A 23,332-nucleotide genomic window follows, 5' to 3' on the forward strand; every position below is an offset into this window, starting at 1 on the left:
CGCGGGCGGACGTTCACGGCGCATCGCGCTCGCTTGGCGTGCGCCGGAAGGCCGGCGACGCGGCAAAAGGATCGACCGCCGCGCGCTGCCGCGCGGCGGCTTCCGCCCACCAGTGCAGCTGCTCGATGCCGCGCGCGGCGTACTTCGCCCAGCGCGCGGCGTCCTGGTCGGCGGCGGCTGTGCCGTCGGCTTCGAAGGCTTTGTCGGCATGCGGAAAGTGCAGCATCGCCGAGACCGGCAGGCAGCCGAGTTCGGACAGGTAGGCGCGCATACCCACGGCGGCGCGCGTGCCGCCCCATTGGCCGCTGGAGTAGGTCGCGATCAGGCTGGGCTTGAAGGCGAAGGCCGAACTCGGAAAGTGATTCAGCAGGTCCGCCAGCGCCGGACTCATGCTGTGGTTGTACTCGGGGCTCACCATCACGTAGGCGTCGGCTTCCATGATCTTCCGCTCCAGCGCGGCGAGATTTTCCGGCTTGCTGCTGTCGGCGTAAGCGAAGACCGGCTTGAAGACCGCCGTGGGTGCGAAGTCGAGCGGATCAATCAGCGCGGTGTCGAAGCGGCTGGCGAGCTGCGCGCCGAGAAACGCGCAGACGCGCTCGCCCAGACGCTTCGGCTGCGGCGGCGTGGACGCTCGGCGGGAGCCAAGGAAGAGCAGGGCTTTCATGGGCGGTCCTCATGGGCATGCGTTGCGGTTTGCGGTGTTCTGGTGAGCGCGCGTCTATTGGGTCGCCACGCGAAGCATCGCGTCCTCGTTTGGCAGCGATGATTCGCCGTCGATTGCCGGCGCGCCCGATACCCTTGAGGGGTTAGGGACTCAATACACCCTCTGGGGTATCGCGCGCCAAACCCAACCAGATGCCTTGTCCCGCAGCGCCCATAGGGTGGGTCTTGACCCACCACAAGCCCAACGCTCGCCCCGCCTGAAAATCGCCATCGGGGCTACGTGCTCACGAAGACCCCGAACCGAGTCCCGCAGCGCCCATAGGGTGGGTCTTGACCCACCACAAGCCCAACGCTCGCCCCGCCTGAAAATCGCCATCGGGGCTACGTGCTCACGAAGACCCCGCGTAAGCTCTCCCGTCAAGCGGACAAGGAATTCCTAGAACCTTCGGTTGCTTGGGCTTTGCGCTCGGCGGGTGTCATCCCGTCGAGGGCGTCATGGGGTCGTTCCTCGTTGTAGTCGAGCATCCACCACCACGCCGCCTCGCGGACGTCGTCCAAGCGAGAGAACAGGTGCGGGTCCAGGACCTCCTCGCGGAATGTCCGGTTGAAGCGCTCGATGTAGGCGTTTTGATTGGGCTTGCCGGGCTGGATGTACTGGATGGCCATACCTTGGGACTTCGCCCAAGCCACGAATGCTTCGCCGAGAAACTCAGGGCCGTTGTCGGTGCGCAGCACCTGCGGCAGCCCACGCTCGCGCTGCAGGCGCTCGAAGACGCCGATCAGGCGCTGCGCGTTGATCGAGGTGTCGACCTCGATGTGCAGCGCCTCGCGGTTGAAGTCGTCGATCACGTTGAAGGTGCGGAAGCGTCGGCCGCAGGCGAGCGCGTCGCTCATGAAGTCCGCCGACCACACGCTGTCGGGCAGTCGCGGCACATACAGCGGTACGCGCTCGCGTTTGGGCAGACGACGCTTGGCGGGGCGGCGCAGATTGAGCTTCATGGCCTTGTACACGCGATAGATGCGCTTGGGATTCCAGTCGGGACGCCGGCGCCGCAGCAGGTCCGAGCACTTCCAGAAACCTCGGCTCGGCCGCTCGCGCACAGCCTCTGAAAGCGCTGCGATCAGTTCGGCATCGCGCACCGTCCAGTCCAGTGGCGGGGCGTACCAGGCCGAGCGCGACAGCCCGATGCAGGCGCAGGACCGACGCAGCGGCAGGCGATGGGCTTCCGAGAGGAAACGCACCGCCTCGCGCTTCTGCGCCGGCGCTACAACTTTTTTGCGATCAGGTCCTTCATCGCCGAGTTCTCCAGCGCGAGGTCGGCGTACAGGCGCTTGAGGCGGCTGTTTTCCTCCTCGAGCTCGCGCACGCGCTTGAGCTCCGAGGCTTCCATGCCACCGAACTTCGACTTCCACTGGTAGTACGTCGCCACACTGATCCCGGCCTGCCGGCAAACGTCCTTGACCGGCATACCCGCATCGGCCTGCTTGAGGATCGAGACGATCTGCGTCTCGCTGAACTTTGACTTGCGCATCTGAACCTCCTGGCTGGGAAACCTTGCCAGAAAGTTCTAGAAACCTGTGTCCGCAGTACCGGGGAGCTTACGCCCGAACCGAGTCCCGCAGCGCCCATAGGGTGGGTCTTGACCCACCAAAAGCCCAACGCTCGCCCCGCCTGGCGCATTGCCATCGGCGCTACGATGCTGACGAAGACGCCGACCGCTACCGCGCTACTCCGCCACAGCCTTGTCTGCGGCAGCGGACTGCAGCTGTTCAAGCAGGCCACGCACCGCCGAAACCACGGCGAGCGGCTGATCCAGCTGGATGTCGTGCCCCGCATCGGCAACTTCGACGGCCGAGCCGCGCGAGGACGCCGCGAGGATCCGCGCGTGGGTCTGCTCGCGCGCTTCAGCGATCACCTTCAGCACTTCCTCGGGTGCTTCGTCGGTGTGCACGCCCGCACTCAGCAGCAGCAGCGGAATCGCGCCGTACGATTCATCGGCAGGCACTGGTTCCGCGAACACCGCGGTGTTGCTCGCCAACTCGGAGCGCAGCGTGCGCCAGTAGCCCGGCTTCGTTTTGTTGAGCACCGCGGCGTCGGCGACGCGCTCGCCCATCCAGTCCGGCTGCGGGCGCAGGCAGCGCTGTTGGATCGTTTCCCTGTCGTTGTCGACGGCCGCGTCTTCGCAGCGCGTCAGCAGGGCGTCGCGCTGCGGCAGCATCGCGGCGATCTGCTGCTGCCAGTCCTCGGGCATGCGCGCATCCGCACCCTGCTCAGGCGGGTCGACCAGCACCAGCCCCGCGACCTGCTGCGGATGGCGCTGCGCGTAGTGCCGCACGATATTGCTGCCCAGCGAATGGCCCATCAGCACGACCGGCACCGGCAGCTTTGCCGCCTCGATCAGGGCCTGCAGATCCGCAACGACCGCATCGAGGTCTCTCGGCAACGGGCCTTCGTCACTGAAGCCATAGCCCGCGCGATCGTAGGCGCAGACGCGCGTTAACTCGGCCAGCCCCGGCTGCACCCGATACCAGGTGCTGGAGTCCGCATTGCCACCGGCTTCCAGCAGGATCACCGGCTCGCCCTCGCCGCTGCAGCGCAGATTCAAGGCGCGGCCATCCGCCAGCGCCACCCGCTGCCCCTCTGTCGCATACGCATCGTCGATCGGGGCGATTCCAGCGTCAGCGGCGAAAGCAGAAGTCACGCCCAATGCGGCGAGGACGGCAGACAAGGCGACTCGGTAGGGTGCTTGCATGGCTGAGTACTCCTTCGGATCACTGTCCGTAGCTTCCAGAACAGGCCAAGTGTGGCAGGCCAAACCACCGAACCAGTGAATGCTCCCGGAGCGCAAGCCCCATCCTGCCGCCCTGCCGCCCCGCCCCTCGCGCAAGGACGCCCATAGGGTGGGTCTTGACCCACCATGAGCTCGACACCCGCCCCGGTCTTCGCCACCGCCCCACCACCCCATCGCGAAAACCCACGCGAGTCCAAGGCCAACAGAACCCCTACACCCCCGACGTCCTGCACCGCTGCGCCAGCAATCCCGTCGCCGCACTCAAATCCAGATCCGCCACCAACAACCCCGGCACCCCATGCGGCTGCCAACACACAAGTCGGCCATCGGGACCAGCGATGGCAGAGGTGATCGGCACGCCTTCGCTCGCACAGTTCACTGACGCAAAGTAGACCGTGTTCTCGGCGGCGCGGCAGCGCACGGCCATCTCGTGGAAGCTGCCGCCCGGGTCGGCAAAGGTCTGCGGGCGAAAGCCGCCGGGCTCGCCGACGGCGGCATGCGGATGGAACACCACCTGCGCCCCGCGCCGCGCCGCCCAGCGCACCGTCTCGGGATAGCGCCAGCCCTCATGGCAGATCACCACGCCAAAGCGCAGCGGGCCGACGGTGAACACCTGCCGCTCGCTGCCGTAGGCGGGGTAGGTGGGCTCTTCGTCCGGATCGATCTGGCCCTTGTCCTTCCAGCCGAGAATCTCGCCATCGGCACCGATCACGCAGGCGCTGATCTGCAGCCCGCGCTCGGTGATGCGCTCGGTGCCGAGGACCACCGCCGCGCCTGCCGCCTTCGCGGCTGCGGCCACCGCACGCACAGCCTGCTCAAGAAAGCCCGCCTCCGGCGCCGGCATCACCGCGCCCGGCCAGCGATAGCCGGGGATGAAGCACTCGGGGAAGCAGAGAATCAGCGCGCCCTGGCGGCCGGCTTCGGCGATCGCGGCGACGGCTGCATCGACCGCGGCTTCGCGGCTGGCGGGAATGGGGAGGTTGGCGAGGGCGATGCGGGTGGTGGTCATGCGCGGGCTCGGTAGAGCAACGAATGGGTTTGTTCTTCGGCTTGGTGGCGCGCGATGACCTTGCATCTTGCAGCGCTGCAAGGGCAGGCCGCTAGCTCGCCGACTCGCTGGCCCAATCCTCCAACTGCAACCCGCTGACGCGCATGAACTCGCGCGTGTTGTGCGTCACCAGCGTGGCTGCATCGGCCAGGGCGTGGCAGGCGATCCAAAGATCGTTCGCGCCGATCGGCGTGCCCTGATCCTTCAGTTGAGTCGCCTGCTCGGCGTAGTGCCGGCAGATGGCCGGGCCGCTCGGATACCGCACAGGCACCTGCCGGCTGAGCTGGTCGAGCCGACGCAACACCTCGGCCTTGCGCGTGCTGCGCTCCGCGCCCTTCAACAATTCCGCCCAGGTGATGAAGGACATGCAGATCTGATCGGCCTCCGGCAGCGCGTCGATTCGCTGCGCCACGCTGGCGGGCCGATTCTTGATCAGGTAGATCAGGATGTGGGTGTCGAGCAGGTAGATCACAGCGGCTCGCGCTCCTGCATGGGCTGCGCCGAGGCCTGCTCGGTTTCCAGTGCCGCAAGGAAGTCGGCGTCAGCCTCGCCGAGGGCCTGCAATACCTCCATCAAGGCGGCGCCGCGCGGGCCGCGCAGCGGGTGGAGGATCAGATCACCGGCCTCGTTGCGGGTGATGCTGACGCGGTCGGTGTCCAGCTTGAACTCCGCCGGAATCCGCACCGCCTGGCTGTTGCCGTTGTTGAACACTCGGGTCGTCAGGGTCGCCATGGCAGGACTGTGTGTTTACTTTGATGTGTGTACGTTAGGGCGGCGGTGCGCAGGTTGCAAGCGTCATGCGGTGCGAGGCGTATGGAGTCGTGCTCCATTTTTCAGAGGATGCGCGGGCACCCATAGGGCGGGTCTCGACCCACCACAAGCCCAACACGTGCCCCAGCTTTCACGGCACCCACGCGCCTCGTGCGAGCACGCCCATAGGGTGGGTCTTGACCCACCATGAGCCCAACTCTTGCCAAGGTCTTCGCCACCTACCCGACACCCCATCGCAAGAATCCACCCCAGGCAAGCGACACAGCGACGCCTAAAGCCCCGACGTCCTGCACCGCCGCGCCAGCAGCAGCCCATGCGCCCATAGGGTGGGTCTTGACCCACCATGAGCTCGACACCCGCCCCCGTTCTTCGCCACCGCCCCACCAGCCCATCGCGAAAACCCACGCGAGTCCAAGGGCAACAGAACCCCTACACCCCCGACGTCCTGCACCGCTGCGCCAGCAATCCCGTCGCCGCACTCAAATCCAGATCCGCCACCAACAACCCCGGCAACCCATGCGGCTGCCAGCACACCAGTCGGCCGTCGGGACCAGCGATGGCGGAGGTGATCGGCACGCCTTCGCTCGCGCAGTTGACCGAGGCGAAGTAGACGGTGTTCTCGGCGGCGCGGCAGCGCACGGCCATCTCGTGGAAGCTGCCGGCGGGGTCGGCAAAGGTCTGCGGGAGAAAGCCGCCGGGCTCGCCGACGGCGGCATGCGGATGAAACACCACCTGCGCGCCTCTACGCGCCGCCCAGCGCACCGTCTCGGGATAGCGCCAGCCCTCGTGGCAGATCACCACCCCAAAGCGCAGCGGGCCCACGGTGAACACCTGCCGCTCGCTGCCGTAGGCGGGGTAGGTGGGCTCTTCGTCCGGATCGATCTGGCCCTTGTCCTGCCAGCCGAGAATCTCGCCGTCAGCACCGATCACGCAGGCGCTGATCTGCAGCCCGCGCTCGGTGATGCGCTCGGTGCCCTGGATCACCGCCACGCCTACCGCCGTCGCGGCATCAGCCACCGCGCGCACGGCCTGCTCAAGAAAGCCTGCCTCCGGAGCCGGCATCACCGCGCCCGGCCAGCGATAGCCGGGGATGAAGCACTCAGGGAAGCAGAGGATCAGCGCGCCCTGGCGCTCGGCTTCGGCGATGGCGGCGACGGCCGCATCGACTGCGGCTTCGCGGGTGGCGGGGATGGGGAGGTTGGCGAGGGCGATGCGGGTGGTCAAATCACCGCAACATGTTGTGAATCGATGAACACTCGTCATGGTCAAACCCGAATGGGCTCGTTCGCGATGCCGAAAGACACGAGAGTGCCTAGAGCTCGAAGCAACTCTCGCGGCCAGTTCTGCGGTTCAGTCTTTATTGGCTGGTCTTCTAGTGCCTTCGCGATCCCCTCCAGCAGCTTCTCTCCAAGGGCGGGGAATTCATTGCATCCATCCGGATTGGGGCACGCGTTACACCTAATTCTTGGTCCGACAGTGCTCTGGGGCAGACTCTTTAGCCGTGCTTCGCCACGCTTGTTTCCGTCCGATCTTGCTCTGCTCAACATTGAGCAGACAGAATCTCCCTTCTTGAAGCATGCGAATCTCAGGAAGTCTTCTTCGCATCTAAGCGCTTGTCTCAATTTTACTTTAGTCGTTTCAGGATGTGTCTGTGTCGCTGCAACGATGTGGTCCTCTGGTACGATATTCTCGAGCTCTCTGCATTCAAGCTCAATGTGAGAAAATAGCCATTCAGGGAGGTCTGCTTTTCTCGCAACTCCGCGGCACGCTCGGGCGGTGCCGCCTATCGCGCCTTCGGGATACTTTCGGTCAGAATCGACGACGCAGACAATTGGTCCTTCAAAATCTTTAATGGCTTGACTGAGACAAGCTGCCGTTGTACTTCCTCCGCCATTAATTGGTCGAAACGAAACTGTTCCGACGAACCCTGTGGAACCAAGAAGTACGGAGGCTAGCCCCTTAAGCACAGCAAAGTCCGTTAGATTCTCGGCAAGAAGTTGACATCTTCCGCAGCGATTGTGGTCGCTGAACTCTTTGAGCGAAACGCAGTTGCTTGCGTCCGAGTTGCTCACAAGCAGTCTGGGGGAAGATGAGATGAACGAGCCTTGGGTTGCAAGTTTGTTAAACTCGCGGCGAAAAAGTGCTCGGGATACTTCGGATATTCGTTGGTGCTCTGCCAGCAACCCTAGAGAGCTTCTGTCTCCAGAAATCAAGTGGTGGCCTCGCCTTCCAGCGCTTGCAAGATTCTCTAAAGCAAGCGCGTCTCGCTCGTCGAATGCGTCGACTAGTTTGTCAAGAAATATTATCACCGCGGAAGCTCCGGGACGAAGAAGCCCGATGGCCAATCGCCGCCGAGAAAGCCATTGGCATCAAAGCTTATGCATTTCACGGTGGACATTGCATGATTGTCGGTTTCAACTATTAGAACCTGAATGTCTTCCGGGTTGAGATTGCCTTTGGAAATCAAATGCCCAAAGCGGTTAACTAGGTGTTCGCTGTGAGTCTCGATCATGAAAGATGCTGTTTCGGTTTCTTCGCTGTTCCGAATTACAGATGAAATGACGTCTGCGATTTGCGCTTGGAATTGCGGATGCAGGTGCAACTCTGGTTGCTCAATTGCTAGTAGCGGCGGTGGGCCTTGGCGCAACTTCGCTGATCTCTTGTTGCTGGTTGAGTGCCAGAGTTGAAGGACGATAGGCAGCAGCTGGGAGTATCCAAAACCCAAATCTGCGATATTCTTTCCCTCTTCTTTGCTCGAAGATATCTTGACCTGAACGTGGCCACTGCTCTCGTCGACGTATGCATAAAAGCCAAGTCTGGAGCGCGTCCATTCCTTTAGGTCCCGCTGCTCACTTCGAGAGAGTGAGTTGATAAACATTGCGGAATTCGCGCCGCGAGAATCTATCTCGTCAACTGCCAAGTCTTGGAGGCGGTAGTACCGCTCTGCGATGGCCCTTACTGGCTCCACATATCGCACAGAGCCTGCGAACTCGCAGATTTCTCGGTCGATATAGCGAAACAGCTTCGAAATCTGACTAAGGAGAACTGCTCGCCTTATCTTGACTGTCCTTTCGTCATCGGCCTCAAGCGCAGAGACGCTCTTCTGTGCGTGGCTCGTTATATGGGAAAGTTCCTGGAGCTGAGCAAAGAAGCCGGCCTCGCTCCCGTACGTCAAATCTTCGACGAGGTCTTCGATGGTCTCCGGCTTGGTTTTCTTGTGGAAGAGTGGTGTTACCGCGAGCAAGAGCTGGTCTTTGAATAACTTAGAGTCGAGGGTCCAGTACTCTTGTTCTTTGCCTTCAATCTCCCACTTCTTTAATCTTGCGACTTGTGGGAGTGGAATGAACTTTCCAGCCTGGTTGATCCAGCGTCTACCAGCTCCGAGGTCGATGTCCTCCCCGGATACTGATAATCCTGTTAGCGCGTCGCGCGAAAAGCGGGCACTGACTTGATCGCTACCTAGATCAATTTCGACGCTTCTTAGGTGTCCGACTTTGTCATCTGGTCCATTGCCGAGGGATATAGAGACCCTTACTCTCGGCAGGGCATCACAGGGCCGGAAGTCGTCAGGCAGATAGACAAACATGTTCTGCTGTGCTCGCAGCCTAGAGACATCCATGCCTTTCTCAATCGATAGGACGAACTCAAAGGTTATGCCATCTTCTCGCTTTTTGACGTTAACAGAATTCTGAAAGCTGCCGAAATCAACTAGTCGGCCGAACCACAGAATCGGGCCCTTCGTGGCTTGCTCGGTGCTTTGTCTCAGGAGTGGCAGCGTTCTAACGAGCGTGCTTTTCCCTACGCTGTTTTTTCCAAGCACGATGTTGATGCGCCGGAGATCGATATCACCGGAGTCAAGTATTGAGCGAAGGTTCTTGACTCTTAGAGAGTTAATCACTTTGGGCTCCTGAAATTCAGTTTGCACTACAGATCGATATTGATGCGCGCTACAGCGAGTCTTCGTTCAGAAATCTGCAGAGACGAACGAGGCTTAATCGGTTATCAGCTTTTCGACCTCGTTGCTCCCCATCCAATAACTTAACTCCGCCGCCTCCGTCACCCCCCACACCGCGATATCCGCCCGCATCCCTTCCACCAATCGCCCCCTATCTGCCAGTCCTAGAGCCTTCGCTGCATTCACCGTCGCACCGCGCAGGGCTTCTTCGGGGGTCAGGCGGAACAGGGTGCAGGCCAGGTTCATGGCCAGGCGCAGGGACATCAGGGGTGAGGTGCCGGGGTTGAGATCGGTGCTGACGGCCATGGGCACGCGGTGGCGGCGCAGGGCGTCGATGGGGGGCAGTTGGGTTTCGCGCAGGCAGAGGAAGGCGCCGGGCAGCAGCACGGCGACGGTGCCGCGTTCGGCCATGCGGGCCACGGCGGCTTCGTCGGTGAACTCGATGTGGTCGGCGCTTAAGCCCCCGTAGTCGGCGACCAGGGCCGCGCCTCCGAGGTTGGTGAGCTGGTCGGCGTGCAGCTTCACCGGCAGGCCGAGTGCGGATGCTGCATCGAACACGCGTCGGGTCTGTTCGGGGCTGAAGCCGATGCCTTCGCAGAAGGCGTCGACGGCGTCGACCAGGCCTTCGCTGTGGGCGGCGGGCAGGATCGCGGTGCAGACGTGGTCGATGTAGTCGTCGGCGCGGCCGGCGTATTCGGGCGGCAGGGCGTGGGCGGCCAGCAGGGTCGTGCGCACGCTGATGCCCAGCACCTCGCCGAGTCGCCTTGCCACGCGCAGCATGCGCAGCTCGGTGTCGATGTCGAGGCCGTAGCCGGATTTGATTTCGATGGTCGCCACGCCGTCGCGCATCAGCGCGCGGGCACGGGGCAGGGCGGCAGTGAGCAGCTGCTCTTCGGTCGCCTCGCGGGTGGCGCGCACGGTGCTCAGGATGCCGCCGCCGGCCTGGGCGATTTCGGTGTAGCTGGCACCGTTCAGGCGCATCTCGAATTCGCGGGCGCGGTTGCCGCCGAACACCAGATGCGTGTGGCAGTCGATCAGGGCGGGCGTGGCGAGTGCGTTGTCGAACAGCTCGATCTCGCGGGCCTGGTGGCGCTGCTCGGCGCTGAGCTTCGCCTGCGGGCCGATGTAGGCGATGCGGCCGTCGCGGATGCCGATGGCGGCGTCTTCGATCATGCCGTAGCCGGTGTCGTCGGCGAGGGTGGCGGCGCGCAGGCCGCAGAGCAGGCGGTCGAAGGGCGCGCTCACGTCACAGCTCGCGCAGGTAGAAGCGGTTGCAGGCGAAGTGGCCGGTGGCGCCCATGGCCTGCGGGATGCGGCTGAAGCCGCTGCGCTCGTAAAGCTTGGCCGCGGCGTCCATGCCGCTGAGCGTTTCAAGGTAGCACTGGCGGTAGCCGGCTTGGCGGGCGTGGTCGAGGCAGACGGCCATCATTGCCGCGCCCGCGCCGATACCGCGGGCCTCGCGCAGGAAGTACATCTTGCGCAGCTCGCAGACGCCGGGCACGTCGCCCGCGAGCGGTGCGATGCCGGCGCCGCCGATGACGCGGCCGTCGCGTTCCAGCACGAAGTAGGCGTGGCCGGGGGCAGCGTAGTTTTCGCTCATGGCCGCGACCTCGGGGTCGTGGATGGCGAAGCCGGGGCCGTCGGCGCCGAACTCGGGCATGACGGTGCGGATGATGTTCGCCACCGCGGGGTCATCGGCGGCGGTGATGCGGCGGATGCGCGTGTTGTTCGGCAGCGTCGCGTTGGGTGAGGGCGCGTGGGTGTTGCCGGTATCGGTGTGGGTGGGCATGGCGGTGCGCGTGGGCGGGTCGTGAAGGCTCGATTATGGGTGCGCGTGTGGTGATGTGGGGGGTGGATTTGGTGGTGATTGCGCGGTTGCGTGAGGCGGCGTCATGGCGAAGGTCGCGGCGCTGTCGTCCCCTCGCCCCTTGAGGCAAGCGGAGAAGAGCGCTTGTCGGATGCCGGTGGCAGCCGACGCTCTTCGGAGCCCGAGTGAAGCGTGCGATGAGTCTTGCTCGGGGCGAGGGTCGACTCGTGATCGGGGCGAAGGTCGAGGCCATGGTGGGTCGAGACCCACCCTATGGGCTCGCCCTTGATGCAAGCAGAGAAGAGCGTTTGTCGGCTGCCGGCGGCAGCCGACGCTCTTCGGAGCCCGAGTGAAGCGACGGCAGGGCGGGGGAGAGAGGTGATGTCTGTCGCGAGGTTTGTCCCCCTCTCCCCAACCTTCCTTCGCTTTGCTCGGGCCGCAGAGAGCGTCGGCTGCCACCGGCAGCCGACCAGCGCTCTCTGCAGCTTCCCTCCAGGGGAGAGGGGCTTGAAGCGCGGCTTCGACGAGATCGTCTATCGGGGCAGGGTGGCTTGAAGCTTCGGTTCGAGCGGGCATGTCGCGCGAGTGAGGGGCGGTGATTGCGTGGGCTTGATCGCTCTGCGGCGTGTGCCGCTTTGCTCCCCTCTCCCCTTGTGGGAGAGAGGCTGGGGGAGAGGGGTGGGAAGCTTGTCGGGGGGCTATTCCAAACCTGCCTTCATGCGGTGAATCGTGCTCGGGCGATCGTCGATTCGTGTTCGGGGCGAGGGTCGAGGCCTGCTCGATGCGCTGAGCGATGGCAGCGGCTGAGACTCGGGAGTCGTTGAGCCGACACCGCGCAGGGTACGAAGACGCCACAGGTGGGTTCCTTGTCTGCGCTCTTCCGGAAGCGGCGCAAATGCTCCGACCGGCGGCCAGCTGTCTCCGCCATGGCGTCGGGCATCCTGTTGGCCGAGCCGCCGCTGGCAACCAGAGCGCAGTGTGGATCGAGGAATCGCGATACGCGCACGGGGCGCGGGCTCAAGCACGCGACAAATCGGAGCAACGACGGCTTCGTGCAAGTGCAAGGAGGTGCTGCAGCGGGCAGCCGCCTGCACTCTTTCAAGATCCGCGCGCGGGTCGAACGTGCAGCAAAAGGAGAGCTATGAGCGCTTCGTTCACCCACCGCCCAACGCAGTCCTGCTGGCCTGCCGCAATGTTCACATCGATCACGGAATCGGCTGCCCGCGTAGCGGCGGTGCGGACCACTCGAAGCGGAGGGCGCGGGCGTGCCTGGGCGTTGTGGGCGGTTCTGCTCGTCCCGACAGCATGGGCGGGTGACCTTCCGCTGGGCCAGCTCGCCCTTGACGGTCCGGCGACGCCCGAGCAGCTGGCCTTGATCCTGCCCGTCACGGGCGTTCTGCCGCAGGGCGCCTCGGCGAGCGTGCGCTACCGCGCAGCGGGCTCCGTTGAATGGCGCATCGCTCATCCGCTGCACCGCATCCGCCCGACCTTCGCCGAGGTGCCCGCGGCGGGCAGCGTGCCCGACGCATTCGCCTGGCCGGTCATCGACCTCGCTCCGGGCACCACCTACGACGTCGAAGTGACGATCGCCAGCGAAGCATCGAGCGCGCTGCGCTCGGGCACGTTCTCGACCCGCGCACTGCCGGGGGCCGCGGGAGCCGCAAACAAGCGCATCGCCGCCGGATCAAGCCTCGCTGTGATCCAGGCCGCGATGAACGCGCTCGTCGCCGGTGACGTCATCGAGTTCGATCCAGGCAGCTATCCGCTTTCGGGGCATGTGCAACTCACGCGCAGCGGCAGCGCCGCGCAGCCGATCGTGATCCGCGGCGCCAGCCGCGACGGCGTGAGGCTGGAGCGCAGCCAGCCGGGCCTCGTGTTTCAAGTCCTCGGCGCCAACCACGTGGTGATCGAGAACCTGACCCTGCAGGGCACAGGCGTGGATTCCGGCACCGCGGCAAGCTCGGTCGGCATCGAGTTCTGGAACGGCGCGCCGAACCAGACCGGCATCACTGTGCGCAACACCACGATCCGCGGGGTGGACGTCGGCATCAAGGCCTATGCGCCGCTTCGCGAGTTTCTTGCGTACGACAACACCCTGATCGGCAACAACACCTGGACCGAGCCGCTGATCACCACCAATGCCACCTGGAACGACGATGGAATCTGCGTGCCGGGCTTCGGCAACGCGGTGTTCAACAACACCTTGCGCGGCTTCGGCGACAGTCTTGCCTACACCGTGAGTGGCGCGCAGGCGGTGGGCGTGCACTTCTACCGGAACGAGATCATCAGCACGGGCGACGATGCCCTCGAAGGCGACTACGCGCATCGCAACCTCAGCTTCTACGACAACCGGGTCACCAACGCGGGGACCCTGGTGTCACTCGACCCTGTGTACGGCGGGCCGTTTTTGGCCGCCCGCAACATCGCGATCAACACTCAGCGTAGCCCGTTCAAATTCAACAGCACCAACACCGGCCATTTTCTGTACAGCAACACGATCATCCGGACGACCGGCAGCGGCAGTCACGTCAACTGGGGCTGGGTGCAGTTCAACAACGGCGCCCAGCGCGCCTGGGGTTACCGCAACAACGTGATGATCTATCGGGGAACCGGCGATCTGTTCGCCTTCGAGTCAGGCGGCAATGACCCGGTCGATTTCAGCTACAACGCCTGGTTTCCCGACCGTGCCGTCTGGTGGACGCGATCCGGCGGCAGCTTTGCCAATCTCGCGGCTGCGCGCAGTGGCCTGCCGAACGTCACCCCGGTGTTCACAAGCACGCCTCGACGCCATGAGCAGGACCACATCACCACGGCGGATCCCTGGGTCACTCCGGTCGTGCTCGGCACCAGCTTTCTGCTCGAAGTCGCCGCCGCCCACCTGCCGACTCCCGCGGTCGGCAGCAGCCTCAAGAACTCCGGCGTCGCCATCGCCAACATCACGGATGGCTACAGCGGTGCGGCGCCCGATCGCGGCGCGGTCATCGAAGGCCGCGCCCTGGTTGTCTTCGGCGACCGTTCGGGGAGCTCGGTTTTCGCGAACGGCTTCGAGTAGCTGGCAGGCCGCGGGCCCGAGAGCTCTTTGGTGCGGTGCGGACGCCGTCTCAAGCGCGCCTTGCGTCACGAGCAGTGGCGCGGACTCAGGCCAGCGCGTCGGCCTACTCGAAGCCGTTGCCGAAGATGCGCACGGGCAGGACGGGCGCCTGCTGCAGCTCGATCGCACCGACATCGATAAAGGTGCCGAACACGCGCGGCTGCCCGAGCACATCGAGCCCAGGCAGGCCACCCGGCGGCGCCCCCAGCCCGGCATTGACCAGCGGCGAAGCGGGCAACAGCGCGCGAGTGACTGGATCCAGCTGGGGCTCGACGAAGGAATTGCCCTGATTGCTGAGGATGGTCGCGCGGTCGGTGGTCGGCGCCGAAGCGAAATTGTTGAACAACTGGCGCACCAGGGGATCGAGTGCGGCGCCAGCACCCGTGATCGAGCTGGTGTAGGCCACGCCGCCGCGCAGCACGTTGTTGATTACCGGACGGGGGTTGAATCGTGTTCGGGCAACGGGCGCCGAGTTTGGCGTGGCCGTCGAATCGTGACCGGGGCGAGGGTCGAGGCCACGGTGGGTCGAGACCCACCCTATGGGGCGTGGAGGCGTCGGTATCCGTAGGTTGGCGCCGAGCGCAGCGAGGCCCAACGTGGGGCGGTCGGGGCGCGGGACGGCGCGTTTGGGGCGGGCGTTGAATCGTGACCGGGGCGATCGCTCAGGTCCCGCGCGATGTGAGGTCTTCGATGTGCTCGACGAAGGCGCGGCGTGCGGCTTCGGCCTCAAACAGTTCGGGCATGCGCGGCGGGATCGCCCGGCGCAGAGCCGCGGCTTCGCCGGATGCGATCAGTTCGACCGCGCGATCGGCGAGCCGGGCGGGATCTTCCATGCACAGGCGTTCGCGCAGACCCAGCCGGACGAGCATGGCGGCGGTCTGGCGGCCGCGCATGAAGCGGCCGGGCGTGGTCAGCACGGGTAGGCCGGCCTGCAGGGCATCGAGGCTGGCGTTGCCGCCGGAGAAGTGGCGGCTGTCCAGCATCAGGTCGCAGGCGGCATTGATCTGCAGGTAGCGGGCGCGGCTGCCGGTGGCCAGCCAGTGCAGGCGCGCGGGGTCGACGCCGGCGCGCTGCAGGCGCTGCGTCAGCGCTTCGCGCCAGGCGGTTCGATCATCGAACAGCAGCAGCCTGGCCTGCGGCAGACGCAGCAGCAGCTCCGCATAGAGCGCGTCGTTGTCCGGGTGCAGCTTGAACAGCGACTGCGGCGCCAGCAGCAGCGGGCCGCGTTCGGGCAGGCTGAGCTCGGCGCGGGGTGCGGGCGGTGGCAGCGGCGGGCGGCGATAGTCCACGCCCAGGCCGGGCAAGAGGCGCAGCGGTTCGAGGTAGTGCTCTGCGGCCTCGGCGGGCTCCATGTCGGCGCAGCTGAAGTAAGCATCGAGGCTGCGCAGGCCCGACGTGACGGGATGGCCCCAGGCCGTGGCCTGGCGGCGTGCGAGCTTCAGCGCGGCCAGCGGAGACAGACGCGAATCCATGCCCAGTTCGGGGTAGAGGATCAGGCCGGCACGCTCCGCGCGCAGCTGTTCGGCGATGGCACCCAGCGGGGTGTGCTCGTCCACGTAGTGAACGCGGCTGGCGATTGCGGCCATGCGCTCGGTCTCGGCGTCGCGGTGCGGGCCGAGCTGGTAGAGCACGACTTCGAAGCCGGCTTCGCGCAGCCAGCCGACCCAGCCGCCAAAGTAGGCGCCGGCGGTGCAGTCGCGGAACACGCTGCCTACCAGTACGACACGCCTCGGGTAGGCGCATGCCGGTGCTTCATCGAACCCTGGCGCCACGGCTCGCGCCGCGCTCTGCATCAACGCGCCCAGCTCGCGCATCAGCGCTGCGTCGTCCTCGCCCATGTAGGCCAGCGCGAAGTGGCTCCAGGCGAGGTCGTCCAGCGTCTGCCCGCGCGGCGGGGTGCGCTGCAGCGTGTGCGCCAGTGCGTGCAGCGCCTCGTGCTGGCGCGCGCGCTCGGCCTGCAGCTGCGCGGTGTCGGCGTACACCATCGGCCCGGACAGCGCGGCCGCCAGACGCTCGCGCAGCGGCGTGTCCGTGCGCGAGGGCGAGGCGGCATACGCGCGGCGCGCGGCCTCGGCGTGGTTGTCCAGACGCAGCTGCTCGCCGAGCGGCCAGGCCCAGCGGCGACGCGCCTCCTCGTCCAACTCGAACAGGGGCAGCAGCGCACGCACCGGTGCGGGGCCGGCGCGCTCGGCGCGCAGTCGCAGCTCGGCGGGCAGCTGGGAGAAGTCAGGGCGACTCAGCAGCGCTGCGACAGCGGCGACCCGCTGCGGCGATTCCGGCCCCAGCAGGGCCAGCTCCACGCGCGCTTCGAGATCCTGCGGATGCGCCGAGACGTGCTCGCGCAGGGCGCGCTCGGCGTCTTCGCGGCGGTCGAGTGCCAGCAGGCAGAGGGCGCGATTGAAGCCCGCCAGCGCGTGGCTGGGCGCGTGCTGCAGGGCGGCCTCGAAATCGCGCAGGGCGGCGGGCTCGTCGCCGGCGCGTCGCGCGCGGCTGCCGCGGTTGTTGTGCGCGGTGGCCAGCGCGTTCAGCAGCGGCGCTGCGGCGGGCGTGATCTGGCACAGCTTCTGCAGGGCGGCGATAGCGGCATCCAGCGCGCCCGAGCGCAGGCCGGCATTGGCCTGCAGCAGCAGGGCGGGCGGCCAATCGGGCCGCAGCGCCAGGGCGGCGGCAGCCGTCGCCAGGGCGTCGCTGTCGGCGCCGGCGGCGAACTGCGCTTGGGCCTGGGCCAGCAGGGCTTCGGGAGTGGGAGCGTCGGCGCTTGGCTTCATCGCGGCATTGTAGGAAAGTCGGGCGCCCCGACCGCGCGGGGCGGCGCCGCTGCGGCGGGTTCTCATCGCGGTAGACACGGGATTTGCAGAGCACTTCATGCAGAACGGCGAAAAGATCATCGACACCGTGGGCTGCAGCGAGGAGGAGGTCGCGCGCCTGCGTCTGCTGTTCCGCATGGGCGCCGCACGCTTCAAGTCGCGCTGGAAGTTTTCAGAATCCGAGCCGCCCGACCTGGTGCTGCTCGATCCCGAAACCGAGCTGGGCCGCGCCGCGCGTGAGATCGCCCGGCAGGCCGATCAGACCTTCATCAGCATCGTTGACCTCGGTGCCGAGGACGGCGCCGACTGGGCTCTGCGCCGGCCGCTCAAGCTTGACGCCATCGTCCGCATGGTCAACCTGCTGTGCGCGCCGACGCCCGTGGCGGTGCCCGCGGAGCCCGTCATGAAGATGGTCAGCCAGGGCGAGAATTTCTTCGATGTCGATCTGGGCGAAGAGCCGCCCGCGCCGCATGACGACGGCTTGCCCAACATCCAGCTGCCCGAGATCGTGCGCGGCTTTGGCGCCCACGATGTCGAGGGCCTGTTCAAGCGCGACCCGCTGGCGAACACAGCCGAGGCGCTGGTGCCGCATCGCCTGAGCGAGCGCACCGCCATCGAGTACACCGAGGGCCCCACCTTGCGCACCGCTGCGCGCATCGACGAAACCGCCGAGCGTCTGCGCAAGCTGGAAGCGAAAGAGGCCCCCAATATCGACCCGGGCCTGCGCCGGGGCAACACCCAGGACACGCGCCGGTTTCCGCTGATCGACTACCTCACCCAGCCGCTGCTCGGCGCGCCCGAGCGTATCGAGATGCCCGGCTTGCCCTGGCTGGTGCTCGATCCGGTCACCCAGAGCTACCACTCCGATGCCGAGCTGCCGGCGCTCGAACTGTACTGCCTGCAGGAGCTGCCGCGCGCGGCCTTTGCCCAGCTGACCAGCGCCGAGCTGGCGTCGGTGCGCGCGCGTGCGCCGGCCAAGCCGTGGATACGGCTGCGCTGGCAGGTGCGCTACCTCACCTCGAACGGCAAGCTGTCAACTCAGCTGGACCCCGCCGGGCGCTTCCGCATCGAGCATCCCATCGAGTTGGCGCGCGACTACCCGGCGGCTTTCCGCGTCTCCACCGCGATGCTGCGAGAGCTGCAGCATCTGCACGAGATCGCCAAGCAGGCCAAGGCCAGCATGACCGAGGTGATCAACGTGGTGAACGCCTACGAATCGGTGAGCCTGCTGGAGTCGCAGCTGCGCGAGCGGTTTCGGTGAGAGGCTGGGATTGGGGATTGGGGATTCGGGATTCGTAGAAGCCCGGCGCGTCGAGGGATGTGATCGACGCCCGATGAAGCCGAATCTACCTGCGGGCCCATAGGGTGGGTCTTGACCCACCCTATGTAGAAGCCAATCGCTGTGCCGGCGGCAGGTCCAATCTGTGCGGGTTGGAAACACATAGGGTGGGTCTTGACCCACCGTGCCTGACGTCTGGTTCGCGAGCCTGGGGTCTGCTTCGCGAGGGTCCGTGCCGTGCGTCCAATTCGGGAACGCCCGAGCTGGCGGCGTGATCTCGGCGGCGATTGTGTTTGGCGTGCGCTGTTGATCGCCCCGCGCGGTGGGTCAAGACCCACCCTATTGAGAAGCGAAGCGCGGTGTTGATCGCCTCGCGCGGTGGGTCAAGACCCACCCTATGCAGAAGCCAAGCGCCGTGCGGGCGGCAGGGCCACGGCAATCTGGCTGCAGACCCGCCCGCTGGCGGCCGGCATCGGCGGGCCGCGGGGTCAACCTCCGGCAGGCTTGAGCTGCGCTGGGCCAGGGCCCACCCTATGCGGCCATCTCATCGCGCGGATGCCTTGCCGTGATCTACACCTGGACCAAGTCCCTGCATCTGCTGTTCGTGATCGCCTGGATGGCGGCGGTGTTCTATCTGCCGCGGATCCTGGTCAACCTTGCGGAGGCGGGCGATCAACCGGCGGTGCGCGAGCGCCTGCTGCTGATGGGGCGTCGCCTGTATCGGTTCGGGCACGTGATGTTCGGCCTGCTGCTCGTGCTGGGCCTGCTGCTGTGGCTGGGCTTCCGCATCAACCCGACCTGGTGGCCGCAGGTGGTGGCCGGCGGCTGGATGCACGCGAAGCTGACCCTGGTGGCCCTGCTGTTCGCCTACTACATCGTCACCGCGCGGCTGTTGAAGCGCGTGCAGGCGGGCGGCAGCCTGCCGAGCTCGACGGCGCTGCGCTGGTTCAACGAGCTGCCGATCTTCCTCGCGCTGGGGGCGATCTGGCTGGTGATTGCGAAGCCGTTTTGACGAGACCTTGGGTGCCGGACGGGCGCAGAGGTCTGTGTTCGTTGAACTCCAAAGCACAGTGAGACTGTCGAGGGGAGCCTTCGCTGGTGCGGCTTGCGCGCTCCGGACCGCCCCTCACCCCAACCCCTCTCCCGCCGGGAGAGGGGCGATCAATGCGGCACCCACTGAGACCCACGCATGTCCCGACTGATCGACACCTGGTTCCGCATTCCCTTCTGGCAGCGCGTCGCCGGTGGCTTCGTGCTGGGCGCGCTGGCGGGGTGGCTGCTGGGGCCGAGTGCCACGACCTGGTTCGCGCCGCTGGGCTCGCTCTACGTCACCCTGATCAAGATGATCGCCACGCCGCTGGTGTTCTTCGCGGTGGTGTCGGCGATCGGGCGCCTGCACGGGCAGGGCAGTGTGGCGGCGCTGTCAGCGCGCACCTTCGTGTGGTTTGCGATCACCGCGGCGCTGGCGGTCGGCGTTGGCCTGATCGTGGCCACGCTGATGCAGCCGGGCGCGGGCCTTGAGCCGCTCACGCCGGCCGCGGATTGGACCCCGCGCGAGCTGCCGACGCCGGTGCAGGTGCTGCTCGACGTGGTGCCGGCCAACCCCTTCATGGCGCTGGCCGAGGGCAAGATCCTGCAGGTGATCTTCTTTGCCGGTCTGGTCGGCTTCGCCCTGGTCAAGCTGGGCGAGAAGACCGAACGCCTGCGTCTCTTGGCCAACGAGGCCAGCGAGCTGATGATCCAGGTGACGCGCATCGTTCTGCAGGTCACCCCAATCGGCACCTTCGGTCTGATCGCCGGCCTGGTCGGCACCTACGGCTTCGAGCGCCTGCTGCCGCTCGGCAACTATGTCATCGCCCTGTTCGTGGCGTGCGCGATCCATATCGGGTTCGTCTACGGCGGGCTGCTGGCCGCGCACGGGCTGAACCCGCTGCGCTTCTTCCGCGGCGCCGCCGGCGCCATGCAGATCGCGTTCGCGACCTCGTCGAGCTTTGCCTCCATGCCCGCCTCGCTGCGCTCGGTCAGCGCCAACCTCGGCGTCAATCGCGACTACGCCGCCTTCGCTGTGCCGCTGGGTGCCACCATCAAGATGGACGGCTGCGGCGCGATCTTTCCTGCCGTGACCTGCCTGTTCACCGCGCAGTATTTCGGCATCGATCTGTCGGCCTCGCAGTACTTCATCATCCTGCTGGCCTCGGTGCTCGGCAGCTTCGGCACTGCTGGCGTGCCGGGCACGGCGACGGTGATGGTCACGCTGGTGATGAGCGCAGCCAACCTGCCGCTCGAAGGCCTCGCCTTCATCATCGCCATCGACCGCGTGATCGACATGATGCGCACCATGACCAATGTCACCGGGCAGATGCTGGTGCCGGTGCTCGTGGCGCGTGAGACCGGCCTGCTCGATGTCGAGCAGTACCAGCGCGCCGTGGCGCCGGCGGAGTTCGAGGGGGCGGCGGTCGAGGAGCGGCTTTGAGGGGCGCGCCCCGCTGCGACTTCGGGTGCGAGTGACGCTGTTCTCCCCTCTCCCCTTGTGGGAGAGGGGCGGGGGAGAGGGGGCGAGGCGCCGCGAGGCGAGTGGGCTCGAATGCTTGGCGCTTTCGTCCGCTTCCCGAGAGGGGAGAGGAGATCGGGGCGGTCGCGCCCGCTAAACTCGCAGCCCTCATGACCCAAGCCGGACTCTTCGCCGAACCCGACGCGCTGAAGCCGCTGGCCGAGCGGATGCGGCCGCGTGCGCTGGCGGAAGTGGTCGGGCAGTCGCGGCTGATGGCCGAGGGCAGTGCCTTCCGGCGCGCGGTGGAATCCGGGCGCCTGCACTCGATGGTGCTGTGGGGCCCGCCGGGCTGCGGCAAGACCACCCTGGCCCTGCTGCTGGCGCGCTACGCGCAGGCGCGCTTCGAATCGGTATCGGCGGTGCTGTCGGGCCTGCCCGAAGTCCGCAAGGTGCTGGCGGAAGCCGAGGCGCGCTTCAAGGCCGGCGAGCGCACCCTGCTGTTCGTCGACGAGGTGCACCGCTTCAACAAGGCCCAGCAGGATGCCTTCCTGCCGCATATCGAGCGCGGCTACATCCTGTTCGTTGGCGCCACCACCGAGAACCCCAGCTTCGAGCTGAATTCCGCGCTGCTGTCGCGCTGCCGCGTGCATGTGCTCGAAGGCGTGGCGCCGGGCGAGATCGTGCAGGCGCTGAACAGGGCGCTGACGGATGCCGAACGCGGGCTCGGCGGTCGCGGCCTGCGTGCCTCGCCCGAGAACCTGCAGCTGATCGCCGAAGCCGCCGATGGCGATGTGCGCCGCGCGCTCACGCTGCTGGAGATCGCAGCGGAACTCGCAGAAGGCGAGGGCGGCGAGATCAGCGAGGCCACGCTCACCCAGGTGCTGGCCGACCGCACGCGCCGCTTCGACAAGGGTGGCGAGCAGTTCTACGACCAGATCTCGGCCCTGCACAAGTGCGTGCGCAGCTCGAATCCGGATGCCGCGCTCTACTGGCTCTGCCGCATGCTCGATGGCGGCTGTGATCCCAGCTATCTGGCGCGGCGACTGCTGCGCATGAGCATCGAAGACATCGGCCTGGCCGACCCGCGCGCGCAGCAGATGGCGCTGGCGGCCTGGGATACCTTCGAGCGCCTCGGCAGCCCGGAGGGCGAGCTGGCGCTGGCGCAGGTCACGCTCTACATGGCCAGCACGGCCAAGAGCAATGCCGGCTATGTGGCCTACAAATCGGCCGCGGCCGACGTGCGCGCTTCGGGCACGCACGAGGTGCCCCTGCATCTTCGCAATGCCCCAACCAAGCTGATGAAGTCGCTGGGCTACGGCGAGCAGTACCAGTACGACCACGATGTCGAGGGCGGCGTGGCGCTGGACCAGACCGGCTTTCCCGATGCGCTGGGCGAGCGGGTCTACTACGCGCCCGTGCCGCGCGGCCTGGAGCTGAAGCTCAAGGACAAGCTGGATGCGCTGCGCGCGGCACGCGCCCAAGCGCGCGGCGAAGTCTTCCCTGCCGAACGCGGTGGCGAGCCGTGAACCTGTGGAGCAGCCTGTGGCTGGTGATGGCAGGCGGAGCGCTGGGTGCCGGGGCGCGCTTCCTGATCGGCGCTTGGCTGCTGCGTCAGCTCGGCGCGGGGTTCCCCTGGGGCACCTTCGCGGTCAACGTGCTCGGCAGCTTTGGCGCAGGTCTACTGCTGGTTTGGCTGCAGAAGCCCGAAGCCTCGCCGTGGCTGCGTCCGCTGCTGATGACCGGCGTGCTCGGCGGGTTGACCACGTACTCGGCTCTGATGGTCGACTGCCTGCTGCTGTGGCGCGAGCTGGAGCGCCCGGGGCTGGCGCTGTTCTACCTCGCGCTCACCCTGGTCTGCGGCGTCGCTGCCCTGCTCGGCGGCTGGCTGCTGGGCCAGGCGCTGCGCGGCTGAAGCCGGCGCGCGCGAGCGCCGGTCTCCCTGCGAGGGCCACACGCTCAACCGCCGTGCGGTCGCCCATCGGGATTGCGCTCCACGAAGTACAGGCCTGCGTACAGCTTGGGGTCGATCGAATAGCCCTCGCGGCGTTTGGCATCGAGCCAGGCCGGTGCGGCTTCGCGCGGCACCTCGTGCACGGTGATGTTCTCGCTGCTGTCGCCGCCGCCGCTGCCGACCCGCACCAGCCCGTGGGCGCGGACAAAGGCGATCTGCTCGGTGCTCATGCCCGAGGACGAAGGCCCCATCATCAGGAACTCGACGCGCTCGGCGCGCCAGCCGGTTTCTTCTTCCAGTTCGCGCTGGGCGGCGAGTTCGATGGACTCCTCGCCGTCGATGTCGCCGACGAGGCCCGCCGGCATTTCGATGCTGCGCTGCTGGATCGGCTCGCGGAACTGCTCGACGAAGACGATGCGGTCGTCTGGCGTCACCGCCACCACGATGACTGCGCTGCCGGCATTGGTGCGCTCGGCGTACTCCCAGCGGCCGCGTCGACACAGGCGCAGGAAGCGGGCTTCGTGCAGCGTTTCGACGCCGCTGTCGGTGGGTTCGGGCTTCATGGGGCGACCTTGGCTAGAATGCGCGCCATCTTAGCCAGTCGTGCGCCCTGACCGACGACCGCAGGCGCCGCGCGCTTGCGGTTCCTGCATCCGGGAACCCCCGCCGCGTTTGAC

The 23,332-nt window shown here is 66.4% G+C and carries 20 protein-coding genes; 6 read left to right on the plus strand and 14 right to left on the minus strand.

What is annotated here, in order from left to right; translation table 11 throughout:
- Window positions 1-13: 13 nt before the first annotated feature.
- From H4O13_02775 to H4O13_02825, 11 genes are all read right to left on the minus strand, one after another.
- Entirely contained in the window at window positions 14-664 is a 651-nt protein-coding gene (locus H4O13_02775) for an NAD(P)H-dependent oxidoreductase (GenBank protein MBE5314307.1), read from the minus strand.
- 416 nt (window positions 665-1,080) lie between these two features.
- Window positions 1,081-2,195, minus strand: a protein-coding gene (locus tag H4O13_02780; protein MBE5314308.1) for an IS3 family transposase whose coding sequence is annotated in 2 segments (ribosomal slippage) — window positions 1,081-1,943 and window positions 1,943-2,195 — 1,116 coding nt in all. Because the reading frame shifts where the segments join, the coding sequence is not laid out codon by codon here.
- 195 nt (window positions 2,196-2,390) lie between these two features.
- Window positions 2,391-3,416 (minus strand): alpha/beta hydrolase, encoded by a 1,026-nt coding sequence (locus H4O13_02785; protein MBE5314309.1) that lies wholly within the window; start codon window positions 3,414-3,416, stop codon window positions 2,391-2,393.
- A gap of 250 nt (window positions 3,417-3,666) precedes the next feature.
- A complete protein-coding gene (locus tag H4O13_02790; GenBank protein MBE5314310.1) occupies window positions 3,667-4,464 on the minus strand; it encodes a carbon-nitrogen hydrolase family protein in 798 nt (265 codons plus the stop codon).
- A 91-nt stretch (window positions 4,465-4,555) separates the two neighbouring features.
- A complete protein-coding gene (locus H4O13_02795) occupies window positions 4,556-4,975 on the minus strand; it encodes a type II toxin-antitoxin system VapC family toxin (GenBank protein MBE5314311.1) in 420 nt (139 codons plus the stop codon).
- Window positions 4,972-5,235, minus strand: coding sequence for an AbrB/MazE/SpoVT family DNA-binding domain-containing protein (locus H4O13_02800; GenBank protein ID MBE5314312.1), 264 nt, complete (start codon window positions 5,233-5,235; stop codon window positions 4,972-4,974). Before H4O13_02800 ends, H4O13_02795 begins: the two co-directional genes overlap by 4 nt.
- 468 nt (window positions 5,236-5,703) lie before the next feature.
- On the minus strand, window positions 5,704-6,537 hold the full coding sequence (locus tag H4O13_02805) for a carbon-nitrogen hydrolase family protein (protein ID MBE5314313.1): 834 nt from the start codon (window positions 6,535-6,537) through the stop codon (window positions 5,704-5,706).
- A 2-nt stretch (window positions 6,538-6,539) separates the two neighbouring features.
- Window positions 6,540-7,583, minus strand: coding sequence for a hypothetical protein (locus H4O13_02810; GenBank protein ID MBE5314314.1), 1,044 nt, complete (start codon window positions 7,581-7,583; stop codon window positions 6,540-6,542).
- Window positions 7,580-9,172, minus strand: coding sequence for an AAA family ATPase (locus tag H4O13_02815; protein ID MBE5314315.1), 1,593 nt, complete (start codon window positions 9,170-9,172; stop codon window positions 7,580-7,582). Before H4O13_02815 ends, H4O13_02810 begins: the two co-directional genes overlap by 4 nt.
- Window positions 9,173-9,265: 93 nt before the next feature.
- Window positions 9,266-10,474 carry an imidazolonepropionase gene (locus tag H4O13_02820; GenBank protein MBE5314316.1) on the minus strand — a complete coding sequence of 403 codons (1,209 nt, stop codon included), beginning with the start codon at window positions 10,472-10,474 and terminating at the stop codon, window positions 9,266-9,268.
- A gap of 1 nt (window position 10,475) precedes the next feature.
- Window positions 10,476-11,018 carry a GNAT family N-acetyltransferase gene (locus H4O13_02825; protein ID MBE5314317.1) on the minus strand — a complete coding sequence of 181 codons (543 nt, stop codon included), beginning with the start codon at window positions 11,016-11,018 and terminating at the stop codon, window positions 10,476-10,478.
- A 1,390-nt stretch (window positions 11,019-12,408) separates the two neighbouring features.
- Here H4O13_02825 and H4O13_02830 point away from each other — a divergent pair.
- Window positions 12,409-14,088, plus strand: a complete 1,680-nt coding sequence (locus H4O13_02830) for a hypothetical protein (protein MBE5314318.1) — start codon at window positions 12,409-12,411, stop codon at window positions 14,086-14,088.
- Between the two features lie 103 nt (window positions 14,089-14,191).
- Here H4O13_02830 and H4O13_02835 read toward each other — a convergent pair whose 3' ends face one another.
- On the minus strand, window positions 14,192-14,548 hold the full coding sequence (locus H4O13_02835) for a hypothetical protein (protein MBE5314319.1): 357 nt from the start codon (window positions 14,546-14,548) through the stop codon (window positions 14,192-14,194).
- A 241-nt stretch (window positions 14,549-14,789) separates the two neighbouring features.
- Entirely contained in the window at window positions 14,790-16,895 is a 2,106-nt protein-coding gene (locus tag H4O13_02840) for a hypothetical protein (GenBank protein ID MBE5314320.1), read from the minus strand.
- Window positions 16,896-16,992: 97 nt separating this feature from the next.
- Between H4O13_02840 and H4O13_02845 the strand changes: the two genes are divergently transcribed.
- The 5 genes from H4O13_02845 to H4O13_02865 all read left to right on the plus strand — a co-directional run bounded on the left by H4O13_02845 (window position 16,993) and on the right by H4O13_02865 (window position 22,616).
- A complete protein-coding gene (locus tag H4O13_02845; GenBank protein ID MBE5314321.1) occupies window positions 16,993-18,195 on the plus strand; it encodes a hypothetical protein in 1,203 nt (400 codons plus the stop codon).
- Window positions 18,196-18,778: 583 nt separating this feature from the next.
- Window positions 18,779-19,225, plus strand: a complete 447-nt coding sequence (locus H4O13_02850; protein MBE5314322.1) for a CopD family protein — start codon at window positions 18,779-18,781, stop codon at window positions 19,223-19,225.
- Between the two features lie 177 nt (window positions 19,226-19,402).
- Window positions 19,403-20,686 (plus strand): dicarboxylate/amino acid:cation symporter, encoded by a 1,284-nt coding sequence (locus H4O13_02855; GenBank protein MBE5314323.1) that lies wholly within the window; start codon window positions 19,403-19,405, stop codon window positions 20,684-20,686.
- A 188-nt stretch (window positions 20,687-20,874) separates the two neighbouring features.
- Window positions 20,875-22,230: a replication-associated recombination protein A gene (locus H4O13_02860; GenBank protein ID MBE5314324.1), complete on the plus strand. Its 1,356-nt coding sequence runs from the start codon at window positions 20,875-20,877 to the stop codon at window positions 22,228-22,230.
- A 26-nt stretch (window positions 22,231-22,256) separates the two neighbouring features.
- On the plus strand, window positions 22,257-22,616 hold the full coding sequence (locus H4O13_02865) for a CrcB family protein (protein MBE5314325.1): 360 nt from the start codon (window positions 22,257-22,259) through the stop codon (window positions 22,614-22,616).
- 44 nt (window positions 22,617-22,660) lie between these two features.
- On the opposite strand, the gene H4O13_02870 is transcribed toward H4O13_02865, so the two are convergent.
- Window positions 22,661-23,218: an NUDIX hydrolase gene (locus tag H4O13_02870; GenBank protein ID MBE5314326.1), complete on the minus strand. Its 558-nt coding sequence runs from the start codon at window positions 23,216-23,218 to the stop codon at window positions 22,661-22,663.
- Between the last annotated feature and the right edge of the window lie 114 nt (window positions 23,219-23,332).

This window comes from Lysobacterales bacterium (assembly GCA_014946745.1).
In the GTDB taxonomy this organism is placed as follows: Bacteria; Pseudomonadota; Gammaproteobacteria; order Xanthomonadales; family Xanthomonadaceae; genus Aquimonas.

Coding starts and splice junctions, on each gene's coding strand:
- H4O13_02775 (MBE5314307.1), bottom strand. CDS start 664: ATGAAAGCCCTGCTCTTCCTTGGCTCCCGCCGAGCGTCCACGCCGCCG.
- H4O13_02785 (MBE5314309.1), bottom strand. CDS start 3,416: ATGCAAGCACCCTACCGAGTCGCCTTGTCTGCCGTCCTCGCCGCATTG.
- H4O13_02790 (MBE5314310.1), bottom strand. CDS start 4,464: ATGACCACCACCCGCATCGCCCTCGCCAACCTCCCCATTCCCGCCAGC.
- H4O13_02800 (MBE5314312.1), bottom strand. CDS start 5,235: ATGGCGACCCTGACGACCCGAGTGTTCAACAACGGCAACAGCCAGGCG.
- H4O13_02805 (MBE5314313.1), bottom strand. CDS start 6,537: ATGACGAGTGTTCATCGATTCACAACATGTTGCGGTGATTTGACCACC.
- H4O13_02825 (MBE5314317.1), bottom strand. CDS start 11,018: ATGCCCACCCACACCGATACCGGCAACACCCACGCGCCCTCACCCAAC.
- H4O13_02840 (MBE5314320.1), bottom strand. CDS start 16,895: ATGAAGCCAAGCGCCGACGCTCCCACTCCCGAAGCCCTGCTGGCCCAG.
- H4O13_02845 (MBE5314321.1), top strand. CDS start 16,993: ATGCAGAACGGCGAAAAGATCATCGACACCGTGGGCTGCAGCGAGGAG.
- H4O13_02855 (MBE5314323.1), top strand. CDS start 19,403: ATGTCCCGACTGATCGACACCTGGTTCCGCATTCCCTTCTGGCAGCGC.
- H4O13_02860 (MBE5314324.1), top strand. CDS start 20,875: ATGACCCAAGCCGGACTCTTCGCCGAACCCGACGCGCTGAAGCCGCTG.
- H4O13_02865 (MBE5314325.1), top strand. CDS start 22,257: ATGGCAGGCGGAGCGCTGGGTGCCGGGGCGCGCTTCCTGATCGGCGCT.
- H4O13_02870 (MBE5314326.1), bottom strand. CDS start 23,218: ATGAAGCCCGAACCCACCGACAGCGGCGTCGAAACGCTGCACGAAGCC.